The following is a 16,555-nucleotide window of genomic DNA, read 5'->3' on the forward strand; positions in this document are numbered from 1 at the left end:
CGTCAACGTCGGCGACCGGGACGTAGCGGCGCCGCCGACTCGGGCGACCCCCTGATCCACGGAAGGAAGCACCTATGTTCAGACGCACCCTGGCCTCCACCCTCGCCGCCACGGCTGCGCTGGCCGCGCTGGCCGGCTGCGGCGGCGACGACGACACGGACCGCGACCCCGACGCCGGTGGCGGCGTCGGCGCCGGCCGGGTCGCCGGCGCGGGCACGACCGGTGAGGAGGCGCTCGAGGCCAACGCCGAGAGCCATGCGGCGGACGACTCGAAGATCGACGAGAGCGGCGCCGTCGCCGTCACCCTGGCCGACGGGGCGAGCTCCGTGGCCGACGCCGCCGCGGGCGTCCAGGTCGACGGCGACGTGGTCACGATCTCGGCGGCGGGGACGTACCGCCTCAGCGGGACGCTGAGCGACGGCCAGGTGGTCGTCGACAGCCCGGACGAGGGGCAGGTCGTGCTGGTCCTCGACGGCGTGGACCTGACCTCCACCTCCACCTCCCCGCTCGTGGTCGAGGAGGCCGAGGAGGCGGTCGTCGTACTCGCCGAAGGGACCCAGAACCACCTCAGCGACTCCACCGCCTCCGCAGCCGACGACGAGCAGAGCGACGCACCCACCGCCACGCTCTTCTCGAGGGCCGACCTGACCCTCACCGGTGCGGGCTCGCTCAGCGTCGAGGGCATGGCCACCGACGCGATCGTCAGCACGGACGGCCTGGTCGTGGACGGCGCCCAGATCACCGTGCAGGCCGCCGCCGACGGGGTCCGCGGCAAGGACTACCTGCGCGTCGAGGACGGCACCCTCGCCGTGACCGCGGGCGGCGACGGGCTCGTGTCGGACAACGACGAGGACCCGGACGCCGGCTACGTCGCGCTCACCGGCGGCAACGTCGTCGTCGACGCGCGGGGCGACGGCGTCGCCGCGACCACCGACAGCATCGTCACCGGGGGCACCCTCCAGGTCACCGCCGGCCAGGGCAGCGGCGCCGAGGTCGCCGAGGACGCCTCGGCGAAGGCGATCAAGGCCGGTGTCCTCACCGTGGTCTCGGGTGGTGCGCTGACCCTGAACGCCGCCGAGGACGCTCTGCATAGCGACAGCGTGGTCTCGGTGACCGGCGGGACGGCCCAGCTCGCGGCCGGCGACGACGCCGTGCACGCCGAGGAGGACCTCACCGTCAGCGACGGGTCGCTCACCGTGACCACCTCCGTGGAGGGGCTGGAGGCCGCGCAGATGACCCTGGCCGGCGGCACCGTCGACGTCCGCGCCAGCGACGACGGCATCAACGTCTCCGGCGACAGCGAGAACCGCTGGCTCTCGATCACCGGCGGTGACGTCCGCGTGAACGCCGACGGCGACGGCATCGACGTCAACGGCTCGTGGACGATGACCGGGGGCACCGTGCTGGTGGACGGGCCCACCGTGGAGATGGAGGGCGCGCTCGACGTGGACGGGACACTCACCGTCGACGGCGGGACGCTGGTGGCGGCCGGCAGTGCGGGCATGCCCGTGGCGCCGGTGGAGGAGTCGGAGCAGGGCTTCGTCTCCGTGCGCCTCGACACCCCGCTCGCGGCCGGCGCGGAGGTCAGCATCGTCGGCGCGGACGGCGAGCAGGTCGCCAGCCGCACCCTCGCCAAGGAGGCCGCGGCGCTGGTCGTCAGCGACGACGCGATCGTGGACGGCGAGGAGTACGCCGTGCAGGTCGGCGGCGAGGAGGTCGCCACCGTGACCGCCGGTGAGGGCGCCGGCGGCCGAGGCGGACCGGGCGGCTCGGGTGGCACCCGGCCGGAGGGCTCCGACGGTGAGCGTCCGGAGCCGCCGGAGGGGGCCGAGGGTGAGCGTCCGATGCCGCCGGAGGGGGCCGAGGGTGAGCGTCCGATGCCGCCCGAGGGCTCCAAGGGTGAGCGTCCGATGCCGCCGGAGGGCTCCGCGGGCTGACCCGTGCGATCCAGCGAGGAATCCTCGGACGAATCACGCAGCGCGGGCGGGGCGAGGTAGTAACGTCGCCCCGCCCGGTCGCCTCCCCGGTGGCGACCAGGGCGATGCCGACCCGGGGCTGACCCGGGCTGACTCAGGTCGAGGCCGACCGGACAAGGAGGGTGGCGGTGCGTCTCTCGGGTCTCGTCGCCGACACCCGGCCGCTGCGCAACGACCACTTCCGCCGGCTCTGGCTGGCCAACATCATCACGGTCATCGGGGCTCAGCTCACCGTCGTCGCGGTACCGGCCCAGATCTATGCCGAGACCGGCTCCTCGGCGTACGTCGGGCTGACCGGCGTCTTCGGCCTGGTGCCGCTCGTCGTGTTCGGGCTGTGGGGCGGGGCGCTGGCCGACGCCATGGACCGGCGCACGCTGCTGATCGTCACGACCGGCGGCCTGATCGCGACCAGCGCGCTGTTCTGGGCCCAGGCCGCGGCCGGCTCCACGAATGTCTGGTTCCTGCTCGGGCTCTTCTCGGTCCAGCAGGCGTTCTTCGCGGTCAACCAGCCCACCCGCAGCGCCGTACTGCCCAAGCTGCTGCCCGCCGACCTGCTGCCGGCGGCCAACTCCCTGAACATGACGGTCTTCCAGGCCGGGGCGATCGCGGGGCCGCTGGTGGGCGGTGTGCTGATCCCGATCGTCGGGTTCTCGTGGCTCTACCTGATCGACACCGTCACGCTCTTCGCGACGCTGAGCGCCGTGGTCCGGCTGCCGAGGCTCACCGTGGAGGGCGTCGTCGGGACGCCCGGGATCCGCTCGGTGCTCGACGGCCTGCTGTACCTGCGCGGGCACCCGGTGCTGATGATGTCGTTCGTCGTCGACATCATCGCGATGCTGTTCGGGATGCCGCGCGCGCTGTTCCCCGAGATCGCGCACGACAGCTTCGGCGGCCCCGAGGGCGGCGGTTTGGCGTTCGCGCTGCTGTTCGCCGCGATCCCGGCCGGTGCCGTGCTCGGCGGCATCTTCTCCGGCTGGGTCTCCCGGGTGCAGCGCCAGGGACTCGCGGTGATCGTCGCGATCCTGGTCTGGGGCGTCGCCATCGTCGGCTTCGGCGTGGCGACCGGGATCGCGGGCGGGGTCGACGGCGCCGCTGGGCCGATGCTGGTGGTCGCGGTGGTGATGCTCGCCATCGGCGGTGGCGCCGACATGGTCTCCGCCGCGTTCCGCACCAGCATGTTGCAGAGTGCAGCCGCCGACGAGGTGCGCGGCCGGCTGCAGGGCGTTTTCATCGTCGTCGTGGCCGGCGGGCCCCGGCTCGCCGACGTGGCCCACGGCGGGGCCGCGGCGATGGTGGGTACGGCGACCGCTGCCGCCGGTGGAGGCGTGCTGGTCGTGGTCGGCACCGTGCTCGCCGCGCTCGCCGTACCGGCGTTCGTGCGCTACCGGATCCGCCAGGGGCCAACCGTCCAGCCGTGACGCGTGAGGAGGTGCGGCATTCGGCGGTGACGTGGTCGTGCGGTGACGTGGTCGTGCGGATCTGCTGTGATGGGAGCCCGTACTCCTCCGTGGGAAGTGATCTGTGGCCGCCGAGCTCCCCGAACTGCTGGTGCCGGACGCCGCCGCGTGGCGTTCCTGGCTGGTCCAGCACCATGCCGAGTCCCCGGGGGTCTGGCTGGTGCTGCACAAGAGCGGCGGCGAGGTCACCGCGCTCACCTACGAGGCGGCGGTCCAGGAGGCGCTGTGCTTCGGCTGGATCGACGGGCAGGCCCGCCGCCGCGACGCAGGGTCGCGACTGCAGCGGATGACCCGGCGCCGGCGCGGCAGCGTCTGGTCGGCCAGCAACGTCGCGCGGGTGGAGCGGCTCGAGCGCGAGGGCCGGATGACCCCGGCCGGGCGGGAGGCGGTGAGCGCCGCCCGGGCCGACGGCCGCTGGGAGGCTGCGCTCGACGAGCATCCGGTGGTCCCCGACGACCTCGCCGCGGCGCTGGCGGCGGCACCGGCCGCGCTGGAGATGTTCGGCGCGCTGACGAAGACCAACCGCGCCGCGATCCTCGGGGGCGTCACCGGCGCCAAGCGCGCGGAGACCCGGTCGCGCCGGATCGCGCGGTACGTCGAGGCGCTCGCCCGCCACGAGACGCCGTACCCGCAGAAGCGCCGGCCGGGCTGAGGGGCGGCCGTACGGCTGGTGGGGTGCCGATTGGTCAGAGACGGCGGGTCGGTGGGCCGTTTCTGATCCGTTGGGGACCAAACGGTGGCCTTGAGGCGCTGGGATCTGGCCGTTGGGCGGGCGTGGGGCGTGAGGTCGGCGCCGATTGGTCAGAAACGGCAGGTGGGAGGGCCGATTCTCGTCCGTTGGGGACCAAACGGCGGTCTTTTCGCGGCCTTTCGGCGTCGGCGTACGGCGTCGTGCGCCGGGGGTACGGCGGTGTCAGCGCCAGCGCGCGGGGACCGCGCCGCCGGCCAGCTCCTGGCGCGCCGACGGCTTCTGGGCGTAGTGCGCGAGCCGCTTGGCGAGCACCTCCAGCGGGAGCTGCATCTCCAGTTGGGGGATGTCGATCTCGGTGTCGGCGGTGCGGACCTGCAGCTGGGGGAGGCCGCCGGGGACCAGCTGGACGGCGCTGATGTCGTCCCAGGCCAGGTCGCCGCGGGCGAAGCCGCCGCGGTAGACGAGCGTGGTCGGGGTGAGCAGGAGGTGCGGTCCGCGGGGCAGCCGGATCAGGCGACCCACGACCACGCCGACCAGCAGCAGGGAGACCAGGGTGACGATCGCCGGGAGCCACGGGGAGGTGATGCCGACGAGCTCGCCGCGCCGCAGCGCCAGGCCACCGGTCACCGCGCCGGCGAGTCCGGCGGCGAGCCCGGCGGCGCTGATGGCATAGAAACGGCCGGCCGCTCCGGCGACCAGAAGCCCTTCGGGGGTCATCCGTACGGCGCTGCTCGGTCCGGTCTGGTTGGCCACTCCACCATTGTCCCCTCCCCGCGGACAGCCGTCGGAGAGGGGCCCGGGTGGTTCACCAGGGGCTGGGCTCGAAGTCCTTCAGGAAGCAGCCGAGCAGGTCCTCGCCGGCCTCCCCGCGCACGATCGGGTCGTAGACGCGGGCGGCGCCGTCGACCAGGTCCAGGGGGGCGTGCCAGCCCTCGGCGGCGATCCGCAGCTTGTCCTGGTGCGGCCGCTCGTCGGTGATCCAGCCGGTGTCGACGGCGGTCATCAGGATCCGGTCGGTCTCGAACATCTCCCCGGCGCTGGTCCGGGTGAGCATGTTGAGCGCGGCCTTGGCCATGTTGGTGTGCGGGTGACCGGGGCCCTTGTAGCGCCGCGAGAACTGGCCCTCCATCGCCGAGACGTTCACGACGTAGGCGCGACGCGCGCCCTGCTGGACCGCGGCCCGCATCGACGCGCGCAGCCGGGAGATCAGCAGGAACGGCGCGGTCGAGTTGCACAGCTGGACCTCGAGCAGCTCCAGCGGGTCGACCTCGTCGACGACCTTGGTCCAGGAGTTCACCGACTGCAGGTCCGGCAGCAGGCCGCCGGCGTCGACCGCCGTACCGGCCAGGTGCGCCTCCAGGCTGGCGTTGCCGGCGGTGAGCGCCAGCGCGGTCATCGCGGCCGCGGAGCGGGTCAGCTCCTGGGCGGCCTCGACCACCTCGGCCCCTCCCGCCGCGACCCCACCGACCTGGTCGGCGGCGACCTCGAGCGCCTGGTGGGCGACGGCGTGCTGGGCCAGGGTGCCGGCGATCGCGGCCGGGTGCGCCTCGCTGATCCGGTCGAAGCTGACCATCTCGGGCAGCGCCCGGTCGGTCGGCAGCGGCGCCGACTCCATCTCCACCAGCTGGCTGTAGGCGCCCGGCGAGCGGCGCACGGTCTGGGCGGCGTTGTTGATCAGGATGTCCAGCGGTCCCGCGGCGGCGACGTCGTCGGCCAGCGCGATCACCTGGGTGGGGTCGCGCAGGTCGATGCCGACGATCTTGAGCCGGTGCAGCCACTCGGCGCTGTCCTCGAGCTCGGAGAAGCGGCGTACGGCGTCCTTGGGGAAGCGCGTGGTCAGGGTCAGGTGCGCCCCGTCGCGCAGCAGCCGCAGCGCGATGTACATCCCGATCTTGGCGCGGCCACCGGTCAGCAGGGCACGGCGCCCGGTGAGGTCGGTGCGCTGGTCGCGCTTGGTGTGCGACATCGCCGCGCAGGAGGGGCACAGCCAGTGGTAGAAGCCGTCGACCAGCGTGTAGTCGCTCTTGCAGATGTAGCACCCACGCGGCTTGAGCAGCTCGCCGGCGAAGGCGCCGGTCGTGCCGGAGACCAGCGGGATGCCCTTGGTCTCGTCGTCGATGCGCATCGGCGAGCCGGTCGCGGTGGCCTCGATGACGGCGCGGTCCGCGGCGGCCTCGGCGGCCCGCTTGCGCTCGCGCCGGGTGCGCTTGAGCGCCTTGTACATGTGCGAGGCGGCGTGCTTGACCGTCGTCACGTCCGGGTGGTCGTCGGGCAGCCGGTGCAGCTGGCCGAGCACCTTCACGGCCGTGGCCAGCTCGTCGGGGTCGAGGCGGTCCAGCTCGGGGTGGCTGGAGTCGGGCGAGGCAGGCACGTCTTGCGGGGGCACCGCCCGATGGTAGGGGCTCTCGGGTGCGCACCCCGGATCGCCGGGCCCCGCCCGCAGGCGCCCCAGGCCCCGCTGGGTGAGACACCTCACGCGCGCGAGCGCGTGGACCGGCGATCCTGCGGGGTGAGAGAAGCTCGCGACTGAGGAGAAGACCGCCCCGATGACCACGCCCTCGCCCGCCGTTCCCTACGCCACGATCGCCGAGCTCCTGCTCAACCGTGCCGAGGACGACAACACCGCCCTGCTCTTCGAGGACCAGCGGTGGACGTGGCGCGAGTTCGTCGCCGAGGGCGCCGTGCGGTCGGCGGTCCTGCAGGAGCTGCGTCCCGCCGAGGGCCCCTGGCACGTCGGGGTGCTGCTCGACAACACCCCCGAGTACCTGTTCCTGATCGCCGGCGCCGCGCTCAGCGGCGCGACGCTGGTGGGCATCAACCCGACCCGCCGGGGCGCGGAGCTGGCTGCCGACATCCGCGCCACGGACTGCCAGGTGATCATCACCGCCCCGGCGTACGGCGACCTGATCGTGGGCCTCGAGCACGGCGCCGAGCAGGTGATCGCCGCCGACGGCGAGGAGTATGCCGCCCTGCTCGCCGCGCACGGCGACGCCCCGGTCGCGGCGACCCCGCAGGGTCTCGACCCGCGCACCACGCTGCTGCTGCTGTTCACCTCCGGCTCCACCGGCGCCCCGAAGGCGGTGATCTGCTCCACCGGCCGGTGGGCCTTCATCTGCCAGGTCAACCCGATCGAGTTCGGCCCCGACGACGTCGCCTACAACGCGATGCCGCTGTTCCACGGCAACGCGCTGATGGGCGCGTTCGGCCCCTGCCTCAACTCCGGCGCGGCGTACGCGATGCGCCGCAAGTTCTCCGCCTCCGGCTTCCTGCCCGACATCCAGCGCTTCGGCGCGACGTTCTTCAACTACGTCGGCCGCTCGCTGGCCTACGTGCTCGCCCAGCCCGAGGTGCCCGGCGAGTCCGAGAACCGACTCCGGTTCGGCTTCGGCACCGAGGCCTCCTCGCGCGACCGCTCGGAGTTCAAGCGCCGCTTCGGCTGCGACCTGTTCGAGTCCTACGGCTCCTCGGAGGGCACCTGCTACATCATCGCCACCCCGGACACACCCGACGGGGCGCTCGGCCTTCCCCAGCAGGGGCACTTCCCCGAGATCGTCAACGGCGCCGGCGAGATCTGCCCGCCGGCCCGCTTCGACGACAACGGCGTGATGGTCAACCCCGAGGAGGCGATCGGCGAGATCGTCTCCCGTGGCGCGGCCGCCAAGTTCGAGGGCTACTACAACAACCCCCAGGCGAGCGCAGAGAAGCTGCGCGACGGCGACTTCTACACCGGCGACCTGGCCTATAAGGACGAGCGCGGGTTCTTCTGGTTCGCCGGACGTACGGCGGACTGGCTGCGCGTCGACTCCGAGAACTTCGCCGCCGCGCCGATCGAGCGCATCGTGAGCCGCTACCCGGGGGTGGCGGTCGCCGCGGTCTACCCGGTGCCCGACCCGCACACCGGCGACCAGGTGATGGCCACCCTGCAGATGCCCGCCGAGGACTTCGATCCCGCCGGGTTCGCGGCCTTCCTGGCCGAGCAGCCCGACCTGGGCACCAAGTGGGCGCCCAAGCTGGTCCGGATCACCCAGGACCTGCCGGTCACCGCGACCCGCAAGGTCGACAAGCCCCGGCTGCGCCGGATGCTCTGGGAGGGCGACGAGCCGGTCTACGAGCGGACCCGGGACGGCTACGTGCGCCTGGACCGGGAGCGCGTGGAGGCCCTGCGCGCCGAGTTCGCCGAGCAGGGGCGCTCCCAGCTGATCGCCGGCTGAGCCGGGCAGCGCCCGCCTCCCGCGACCCGGGGTCAGGTCAGCGAGATTCTCTGTCCGCGCTCCACCGGCCGGACCTGGGACGGTACGCCGCGCGCGGTGCAGGCGCGCAGGAAGTCGGCCAGCGGGGAGCGGAAGACCGTGTAGTCGTCGAAGTGGACCGGCACGGTGACCGTGGGCGCGAGCAGCTGGACCAGGTCGGCGCCCTGCTCGCCGTCCATGGTCACCAGCACGCCGAGGGCCCGGGTGCCGCCCAGGTGCACCACGGCGGCGTCCAGGGGCCCGGCGCGGTCCACGATCTCGCGCAGCCACGGCCGGTACAGGGTGTCGCCGCTGAGGTAGAGCCGGAACGTCCGCCCGCGCTCCTCGAGCTCGAGCACCGTCCCCATCACCGGCGGGAAGATCCGGTCCAGCGGGCCCGGGGCGTGCTGTCCGGGCACGGCGGTGAGCGTGAGCCGGGCCTGCCCCGCGGTCAGCGTGGTGGACTCCCAGGTGCCCATCGCCTCGGCGGAGACGAAGCCCCAGTCGCGCAGCCGCCCGGAGGCCTTCGGCGTGGTCCAGATCGGCAGGTCGCGGTCGAGCCGCTCGCGGGCGATGCGGTCGAAGTGGTCCCCGTGCAGGTGGGACAGGACGACGCCGTCCAGGTGGGGCAGCGCGTCGGGCTGCAGCGACGGCTCGCTCACCCGCTTCGAGAAGAGCCCCTTGCCCAGGTAGGCGCGCTGACCGCGGTGCAGGAAGTTGGGGTCGGTCAGCAGCGTGAACGGGCCCAGTCGCAGCACCGTGGTCGCCGTACCGACGAACTCCAGTGACGGGCTCCCGGGTGTCGCCACGTCCCCCTCCTCCGGCTCGGGTGTGCCAGGCAGGTGCCCGCCGGGGGGCCGAACCATGCCGTCGGGGACCGCCCTGCCGCCCGCCGGGACCAGCTCGGTATTTGTTGCGAAGGCGCGGACTGGACGGGGGTGTTATTTAACTTCCGCTGGGCAAAGTCTTGGCTACAGTCAGTCCATCGCGCAGCCGTGGGGGCTATGGGTCGTGGGGGCCCGAGAGCGCGAGATAAACGCATATGGAGGGACCGATGCGTCTACGCATCAAGGCCGGGGGGCCGACAGGGTCGAGGACCGTCGGGGATGCAGGATGATCCCCGGCGGTCCCCGAGATGACCCGCGACGTCTGCGCGCGCTGATCGAGCGTGGCCGGGCGACCGGGCAGCAGCCGGAGTCCGTCGAGCACGACGGTGCGGCAGGCACGCCGTCGGAGGGCAGTGCGGAGGGCGACGACGTCCCTGCCCGTGCCCTGCGTCTGCCGGCGCAGGTTCAGCGGCTGACGCCGACGATGCGCAGCGCCAGGTCGGCGTAGAAGTCGGCCACGTCCTGCGGCGACCATGACCCGTCGTCGCGGTACCAGCGCGCGATGTCGATGCCCAGCGAGAGCAGGGCCACCGCCGCCATCTGCGGCGAGGGGGTCGTGAAGACCCCGGCGCGCACCCCGCGCTCGACCAGCGCGCGCATCTCCGCCTGGATCTGGTGGCGGATCTCCCGGATCTCGGCGAGGTGCTCGGGGCTGAGCGCCGCGAGCTCGTAGTTCACGATCCGCGCACCGGTGTGGCCCGTCGCGTGGTGCACGGCGAACGAGCGCACCACCCGCTGCAGCTGCTCGACGGGGTCCTCGCAGGAGCCCACCGCCTCGCGGACCAGGGCCAGCGTGGCCTGGTGGCCCTGGCGCGAGATCAAGTGGAGCAGCTCCTCCTTGGAGCTGTGGTGCACGTAGAGCGCGGCCGGGCTCATCCCCGCCGCCGCGGCGATATCGCGCGTGGTCGTGGCGTGGAATCCCTTCGCGGCGAACGCCTCGACGGCCGCCGCCAGCAGTCGGGCGCGCGTGGACTCGGCCCGCCGGGGGGCCGGATCTGCGCCTGGCTCGGTCATCGGGAGCGGCCCTTCGGGGTGCGACGGGGATGGTTGACGGGCACTCGGTGGTGCGGCACCCTGAGCCTAGCGAATAAGCAAGCGCTTAGTAACCGTCTCGAGAGGACGTCGATGCCCCCCAGCACCCCCGCGCGCAGGTTCGAAGGCAGGACCGCGATCATCACCGGTGCCAGTCGGGGCATCGGCCTCGGCATCGCCGAGCGACTCGTCGCCGAGGGCGCCAAGGTGGTGATCACCGCGCGCAAGCCCGAGGCCCTGGCCGAGGCGGTGGCCGCGCTGGGCGGACCCGAGCACGCGCTGGCGGTCGCCGGGCGCGCCGACGACGTCGAGCACCAGGCCCAGACCGTGGCCCGGGCCATCGAGACGTTCGGCTCGGCCGACCTGCTGGTCAACAACACCGGCATCAACCCCGTCTACGGCGCTCTGCTGGACCTCGACCACGACGCCGCGCGCAAGATCTTCGAGGTGAACTGCCTGGCCGCGCTGTCGTGGGTGCAGCAGGTGCACCGGGCCTGGATGGCGACCAACGGCGGGGCGATCGTCAACGTCGCCTCGGTGGCCGGCGTCAGACCGGCCCCGGGGATCGGCTTCTACGGCGCGTCCAAGGCGATGCTGATCCATCTCACCGAGGAGCTCGCCGTCGAGCTCGGCCCGAACGTGCGGGTCAACGCCGTCGCGCCGGCGGTGGTCAAGACCCGGTTCGCCACCGCTCTCTACCAGGGCCGGGAGGAGGAGGTCGCCGCGGCGTACCCGCTCAAGCGGCTCGGGGTCCCCGAGGACATCGCCGGGGCGGTGGCGTTCCTGCTCTCCGCCGACGCCGGGTGGCTGACCGGCCAGCTGATGGTCCTCGACGGCGGCGTCACGCTGACGGGCGGCGCCTGATGAGCGGCCAGGAGCTGAGCGGAAGCGGCGTCGTGGTCACCGGCGCCGGTCACGGCATCGGCCGGGCGCTCGCCGCTCGGATGGCAGCCGCCGGCGCCCGGGTGGTCGTCAACGACCTCGACGCCGACGCCGCGCGGGCGGTCGCCGACGAGCTCGGCGGGTACGCCGTGCCCGGCGACGCCGCGAGCCAGGCGGGGGTCGAGGCCCTGGTCGGCGCCGCGACCGAGCACCTGGGTGCGATCGACGTCTGGTTCGCCAACGCCGGGATCGACCGCGGCAAAGGGCTCCAGGCGCCGGAGGACGACTGGGCCGCCTCGCTCGAGGTGAACGTGATGGCCCACGTCCGGGCCGCGCGCCTGCTGGTGCCCGGCTGGATCGAGCGCGGCGCGGGCCGCTTCGTGGTCACCGCCTCGGCGGCCGGGCTGCTCACCATGCTCGGCTCCCCGACGTACTCGGTCTCCAAGCACGCCGCGGTGGGCTTCGCCGAGTGGCTCTCCGCCACCTACCGACACCGCGGCGTCGTGGTGCAGGCGATCTGCCCCCAGGGGGTGCGGACCCGGATGCTCGAGGAGTCGGGGCCGCTGCAGGAGCTGCTCAGCGCGGACACCGCGCTGGAGCCCGCCGACGTGGCCGAGCGGGCCTTCGAGGCGCTGGCCGACGACCGGTTCCTGGTGCTGCCGCACCCCGAGGTCGGCGACTACTACCGCCACCGGGCCGGCGACACCGACCGCTGGCTGCGCGGGATGAACCGGCTGCAGCAGGGTCTCGAGCAGCTGGAGCAGCAGCCCCACGAGCAGCAGCCCCACGAGCAGCAGCCCCACGAGCAGCAGAGCGGGAGCCGATGAGCGAGCCACTGCGCGGCCTGGACCTGGACGCGCTGCGGCGCTGGCTGGACGAGGAGGTGCCCGGTCTCGTCGGCGGACCGCTGAGCGGCAGCCTGGTCGCCGGCGGCAAGTCCAACCTGACCTACATCGTCGGCGACGGCATCGGTGAGTGGGTGGTGCGCCGCCCGCCGCTGGGCCACGTGCTCGCCACCGCCCACGACATGGCCCGCGAGCACCGGGTGATGACCGCGCTGCGCGACACCGACGTCCCGGTGCCCGAGACGTTCGCGCTGTGCCGCGACGACAGCGTGATCGGCTCGCCGTTCTACGTGATGCAGCGCGTGCACGGCACGCCGTACCGCACCGCCGCCGAGCTGGAGCCGCTCGGCCCCGAGCGCACCCGTGCCGTCTCCCAAGGCATGGTCGACGCCCTGGCGGTGCTGCACGAGGTCGATCCCGGCGAGGTCGGGCTCGCCGACTTCGGTCGCCCCGAGGGGTTCCTGGAGCGCCAGGTGCGGCGCTGGAAGAAGCAGCTCGACGCCTCCCACACCCGCGAGCTGGCCGGGATCGCGGAGCTGCACGAGCGGCTGGCGGCTCACCAGCCGACCCAGTCGCCGACCGGTGTCGTGCACGGCGACTACCGCCTCGACAACGTCCTCACCGACGAGCGCGACCGGCCGGCGGCGGTGATCGACTGGGAGATGGCCACGCTCGGCGACCCGCTCACCGACATCGGTCTGCTGGTCGTCTACAAGCGCCTGGGCGACATCGGCGGCCACGCCATCGCCGACGCGGCCTCCGCCCCCGGCTTCCTCAGCGAGGAGGAGATGCTTCAGCGCTACGCCCAGGGCAGCGACCGCGACCTCTCGGCGCTCGGGTTCTACCTCGGGCTGGCGTCGTTCAAGCTCGCCGTGATCCTCGAGGGCATCCACTACCGCTACGTCCATGGACAGACCGTGGGCGAGGGCTTCGACGGGGTCGGCGAGCTGGTCGAGCCGATCGTCGCCGCAGGCCTGGAATCGATGAAGGAGCACAGCTGATGGACTTCACCTTCGACGCCCACACCGAGCAGATGCGCGCCGACCTGCTCGACTTCATGGACACCCACGTCCACCCCGCCGAGCCGGTCTTCCACGAGCAGCTCGCGGCGCTGGAGAACCGCTGGGCCTGGTCGGAGGTCGCGATCCTCGCCGAGCTGCAGGACGAGGCACGCCGACGTGGGCTGTGGAACCTGTTCCTGCCCGGCGAGCACGGGGGCGGGTTGACCAACCTGCAGTACGCCCCGCTCGCCGAGATCACCGGCCGCAGCCCGCACCTCGCGCCGGCCGCGCTCAACTGCGCCGCCCCCGACACCGGGAACATGGAGGTGCTGACGATGTTCGGCACCCCCGAGCAGAAGGAGCGCTGGCTCAAGCCGCTGCTCGACGCCCAGATCCGCTCCGCGTTCGCGATGACCGAGCCCGACGTGGCCTCCTCCGACGCCACCAACATCTCCACGCGCATCGAGCGCGACGGCGACGAGTACGTGATCAACGGTCGCAAGTGGTGGACCACCGGGGCGATGAACCCGCACGCCGAGATCATGATCGTGATGGGCAAGACCGACCCCGGCGCGGACCGGCACCGCCAGCAGAGCCAGGTCCTGGTGCCCCGCGACACCCCCGGCGTCACCGTGGTGCGCGGGCTGGACGTCTTCGGCTACGACGACCACGAGCACGGCGGGCACGCCGAGGTGCGCTTCGAGGACGTCCGGGTCCCGGTCTCGAACCTGATCGGCGAGGAGGGCGCGGGCTTCGCGATCGCCCAGGCCCGCCTCGGCCCCGGCCGGATCCACCACTGCATGCGCGCCATCGGCTCCGCCGAGCGGGCCATCGAGCTGATGTGCGCACGCGCCGACGAGCGGGTCGCGTTCGGCAAGCCGCTGGCCGACCAGGGGGTGGTCCGGGACTGGATCGCGGAGTCGCGGGTGCGCGTGGAGCAGCTGCGGCTGCTGGTGCTCAAGACCGCCTGGCTGATGGACACCGTCGGCAACAAGGGCGCCCACACCGAGATCCAGGCGATCAAGATCGCCACCCCCAAGACCGTGGAGTGGATCCTCGACAAGGCGATCCAGGTGCACGGCGGTGGCGGGGTCTCGCAGGACTTCCCGCTCGCCGCGGCCTTCGCCGGCAACCGCACCCTGCGCTTCGCCGACGGCCCCGACGAGGTCCACAAGAGCGCGCTGGCCAAGGCCGAGCTGCGCCGCCAGCGGACCGCACGGGGGGTCAGATGAGCGACGACGCCGAGGTCCGCGCCGACCTGCGCCGGCGCGTCGAGGAACTGCTCGCCGCGCACGATCCGGCCGCGATCGGGACCCCGCAGGAGAAGCTGGACTACCTGCGCGCCCGCTTCGACGCCGGCCTGGCCTGGGTCGGCTTCCCCGAGGGCCTCGGCGGGCTCGGTCTGCCGCGGGCCTTCCAGGGGTACGTCGAGGAGCTGCTCGCCGCGGCGGGCGCCCCGGACAACGACCCGCGCCGGATCGGCATCGGCCTGGGCATGGCCGCCCCGACGATCCTGGCCTTCGGCACCGACGAGCAGAAGCAGCGCTTCCTGCGCCCGCTGTGGACCGGCGAGGAGGTGTGGTGCCAGCTCTTCAGCGAGCCCGGGGCCGGCTCCGACCTCGCCGCGGCGGCGACCCGCGCCGTACGCAGCGGTGACGAGTGGGTGGTCAACGGCCAGAAGGTGTGGACCTCCAGCGCCCACACCGCCCGGTTCGCGATCCTGCTGGCGCGCACCGACCCGGACGTGCCCAAGCACGCCGGGCTGAGCTACTTCCTGTGCGACATGTCCGACCCGGGCGTCGAGGTCCGCCCGCTGCGCCAGATCACCGGCGAGGCGGAGTTCAACGAGGTCTTCCTCACCGACGTGCGCATCCCCGACTCCCAGCGCCTCGGCGCGGTGGGCGAGGGCTGGCGGGTCGCCAACGCCACGCTCAGCAACGAGCGCGTCGCGATCGGCGGCGGCGCGACCCCGCGGGAGGCGGGGATGCTCGGCAAGGTCGCCGACGCGTGGCGCGAGCTGCCCGAGCGGCGCACCCCCGAGCTGCACGCCCGGCTGATGCAGCTGTGGGTGGAGTCCGAGGTGTCCCGGCTCGCCGGCCGGCGGCTGGGCCAGAAGCTCGCCGTCGGGCAGCCCGGACCGGAGGGCTCGGCGATGAAGCTGACCTTCGCCCGCCTCGCCCAGGAGCTCAGCGCCCTGGAGGTGGAGCTGCGCGGCGAGGACGGCCTGCGCTACTCCGAGTGGACCATGGTCCGCCCGACGATCACCGACTTCACCGCGCGCGACGCGGGCTTCCGCTACCTGCGCGCCAAGGGCAACTCCATCGAGGGCGGCACCTCGGAGATCCTGCGCAACATCGTCGCCGAGCGGGTCCTGGGCCTGCCGGCCGAGGCCCGCGTCGACAAGGACGTGGCATGGAAGGAGCTCCCCCGATGAGCGCGCGAACCGAGCTGTCCCTGCTCTACACCGACGTCGAGGACGACCTGCGCGCCTCGGTGCGCCAGTTGCTGGCCGCGCGCTGCTCGCCCGAGGCGGTGACGGCGGCCTACGACGGCGACGCCTCGCTCACCGGGCCGCTGTGGAAGGCGCTCGCCGGTGAGCTCGGGCTGGCCGCGCTGCTGGTCCCCGAGGAGCTGGGGGGCGCCGGCGCCTCGGCCCGCGAGGCCGCGGTGGTCCTCGAGGAGCTGGGCCGCACGGTCGCGCCGGTGCCGTTCTGGGAGAGCGCCGTGGTGGCCACCTCGGTGCTGCTGGCGGGGGAGGGGTCCCCGGCCCGGCGCGACCTGCTCGCCGCGCTCGCGGCGGGACAGCGGACGGCGGCGCTGCTGGTGCCGCTGCCCACCGCCGCGCACGACCCGCTGAGCGGTCTCGCCGTCGAGGACGGCCGCGTCCGCGGCACGGTCACCAGCGTCGCCGGCGCGCTCACCGCCGACGTGCTGCTGGTCCCGGTCGCGAGCGCCGACGGACTCGCGCTCGTCGCCGTCGAGGCGGCCCAGGCCACGATCACCGCGGTGGTCTCCCTGGACATGAGCCGGCCGCTGGCCGACGTGACCCTCGACGGCGTCGCGATCGGCGAGCCGCTGATCGGGCCCGGCGCCGAGGACGCCGTACGGCGCGGGCTGGGCGCGGGGGCCGCGCTGCTGGCCTCCGAGCAGCTCGGCGTGGCCCAGTGGTGCCTCGCCTCGACCGTCGCCTACCTCAAGGAGCGCCGTCAGTTCGGCCGCGTCCTCGGCGGCTTCCAGGCGCTCAAGCACCGCCTCGCCGACCTGTACGTGCTCGTCGAGTCCGCCGGCGCCGCCGCGCGCTACGCCGCGGCGACCCTGGCCGAGGGCGACCCGGACACCGCGGTGGCCACGGCCGTCGCGCAGGCCTACTGCAGCGACGTCGCGGTCCGCGCGGCCGAGGAGATGATCCAGCTGCACGGCGGCATCGGGATGACCTGGGAGCACCCTGCCCACCTCTACCTGAAGCGGGCGAAGGCAGACTCGATCGCTGCCGGCACCGCCGGCGCGCACCGGGCCCACCTGTCCGGACTCGTCGCGCTGCCCGCCTGACCCCCA

14 protein-coding genes are annotated in these 16,555 nt (G+C 73.5%); 10 read left to right on the plus strand and 4 right to left on the minus strand.

The features are described from left to right. The first annotated feature begins 74 nt into the window (after nt 1-74). From AC6EI4_RS02875 to AC6EI4_RS02885, 3 genes are all read left to right on the plus strand, one after another. Nucleotides 75-1,937 (plus strand): carbohydrate-binding domain-containing protein, encoded by a 1,863-nt coding sequence (locus AC6EI4_RS02875; protein ID WP_498450511.1) that lies wholly within the window; start codon nt 75-77, stop codon nt 1,935-1,937. A gap of 167 nt (nt 1,938-2,104) precedes the next feature. Beyond that, entirely contained in the window at nt 2,105-3,394 is a 1,290-nt protein-coding gene (locus AC6EI4_RS02880; protein WP_498450512.1) for an MFS transporter, read from the plus strand. Nucleotides 3,395-3,497: 103 nt separating this feature from the next. Beyond that, nucleotides 3,498-4,085 carry a YdeI/OmpD-associated family protein gene (locus AC6EI4_RS02885; RefSeq protein WP_498450513.1) on the plus strand — a complete coding sequence of 196 codons (588 nt, stop codon included), beginning with the start codon at nt 3,498-3,500 and terminating at the stop codon, nt 4,083-4,085. A gap of 261 nt (nt 4,086-4,346) precedes the next feature. Here the strand turns inward: AC6EI4_RS02885 and AC6EI4_RS02890 are convergent, their stop codons facing one another. Together AC6EI4_RS02890 and AC6EI4_RS02895 are read right to left on the minus strand one after the other, a co-directional pair. After that, a complete protein-coding gene (locus AC6EI4_RS02890) occupies nt 4,347-4,877 on the minus strand; it encodes a hypothetical protein (RefSeq protein WP_498419930.1) in 531 nt (176 codons plus the stop codon). Nucleotides 4,878-4,929: 52 nt separating this feature from the next. Next, the gene (locus AC6EI4_RS02895; RefSeq protein WP_498450514.1) at nt 4,930-6,510 is read right to left on the minus strand and encodes an SDR family NAD(P)-dependent oxidoreductase; all 1,581 of its coding nucleotides are present in this window, start codon (nt 6,508-6,510) and stop codon (nt 4,930-4,932) included. 160 nt (nt 6,511-6,670) lie between these two features. Between AC6EI4_RS02895 and AC6EI4_RS02900 the strand changes: the two genes are divergently transcribed. After that, complete coding sequence (locus AC6EI4_RS02900; protein ID WP_498450515.1) at nt 6,671-8,335, plus strand: AMP-binding protein; 1,665 nt, start codon at nt 6,671-6,673, stop codon at nt 8,333-8,335. Between the two features lie 32 nt (nt 8,336-8,367). Here AC6EI4_RS02900 and AC6EI4_RS02905 read toward each other — a convergent pair whose 3' ends face one another. Beyond that, a complete protein-coding gene (locus tag AC6EI4_RS02905; protein ID WP_498419924.1) occupies nt 8,368-9,162 on the minus strand; it encodes an MBL fold metallo-hydrolase in 795 nt (264 codons plus the stop codon). A gap of 483 nt (nt 9,163-9,645) precedes the next feature. Next, nucleotides 9,646-10,254 (minus strand): TetR-type transcription factor C-terminal domain-containing protein, encoded by a 609-nt coding sequence (locus AC6EI4_RS02910; protein ID WP_498450516.1) that lies wholly within the window; start codon nt 10,252-10,254, stop codon nt 9,646-9,648. 111 nt (nt 10,255-10,365) lie between these two features. Between AC6EI4_RS02910 and AC6EI4_RS02915 the strand changes: the two genes are divergently transcribed. From AC6EI4_RS02915 to AC6EI4_RS02940, 6 genes are read left to right on the plus strand one after another with little or no spacing between them, the layout of a single operon-like run. Continuing rightward, a complete protein-coding gene (locus AC6EI4_RS02915) occupies nt 10,366-11,136 on the plus strand; it encodes an SDR family oxidoreductase (protein WP_498450517.1) in 771 nt (256 codons plus the stop codon). Then, nucleotides 11,136-11,981, plus strand: a complete 846-nt coding sequence (locus AC6EI4_RS02920; protein ID WP_498450518.1) for an SDR family oxidoreductase — start codon at nt 11,136-11,138, stop codon at nt 11,979-11,981. Before AC6EI4_RS02915 ends, AC6EI4_RS02920 begins: the two co-directional genes overlap by 1 nt. Next, nucleotides 11,978-13,000, plus strand: coding sequence for a phosphotransferase family protein (locus tag AC6EI4_RS02925; RefSeq protein ID WP_498419917.1), 1,023 nt, complete (start codon nt 11,978-11,980; stop codon nt 12,998-13,000). Before AC6EI4_RS02920 ends, AC6EI4_RS02925 begins: the two co-directional genes overlap by 4 nt. Continuing rightward, the gene (locus AC6EI4_RS02930) at nt 13,000-14,232 is read left to right on the plus strand and encodes an acyl-CoA dehydrogenase family protein (RefSeq protein ID WP_498450519.1); all 1,233 of its coding nucleotides are present in this window, start codon (nt 13,000-13,002) and stop codon (nt 14,230-14,232) included. The genes AC6EI4_RS02925 and AC6EI4_RS02930 overlap by 1 nt, the downstream gene beginning before the upstream one ends. Further along, nucleotides 14,229-15,434 carry an acyl-CoA dehydrogenase family protein gene (locus AC6EI4_RS02935; RefSeq protein WP_498450520.1) on the plus strand — a complete coding sequence of 402 codons (1,206 nt, stop codon included), beginning with the start codon at nt 14,229-14,231 and terminating at the stop codon, nt 15,432-15,434. The genes AC6EI4_RS02930 and AC6EI4_RS02935 overlap by 4 nt, the downstream gene beginning before the upstream one ends. Next, a complete protein-coding gene (locus tag AC6EI4_RS02940; RefSeq protein WP_498450521.1) occupies nt 15,431-16,549 on the plus strand; it encodes an acyl-CoA dehydrogenase family protein in 1,119 nt (372 codons plus the stop codon). The genes AC6EI4_RS02935 and AC6EI4_RS02940 overlap by 4 nt, the downstream gene beginning before the upstream one ends. The last annotated feature ends 6 nt before the right edge of the window (nt 16,550-16,555 follow it).

Source organism: Nocardioides sp. Z43_10, assembly GCF_059766615.1.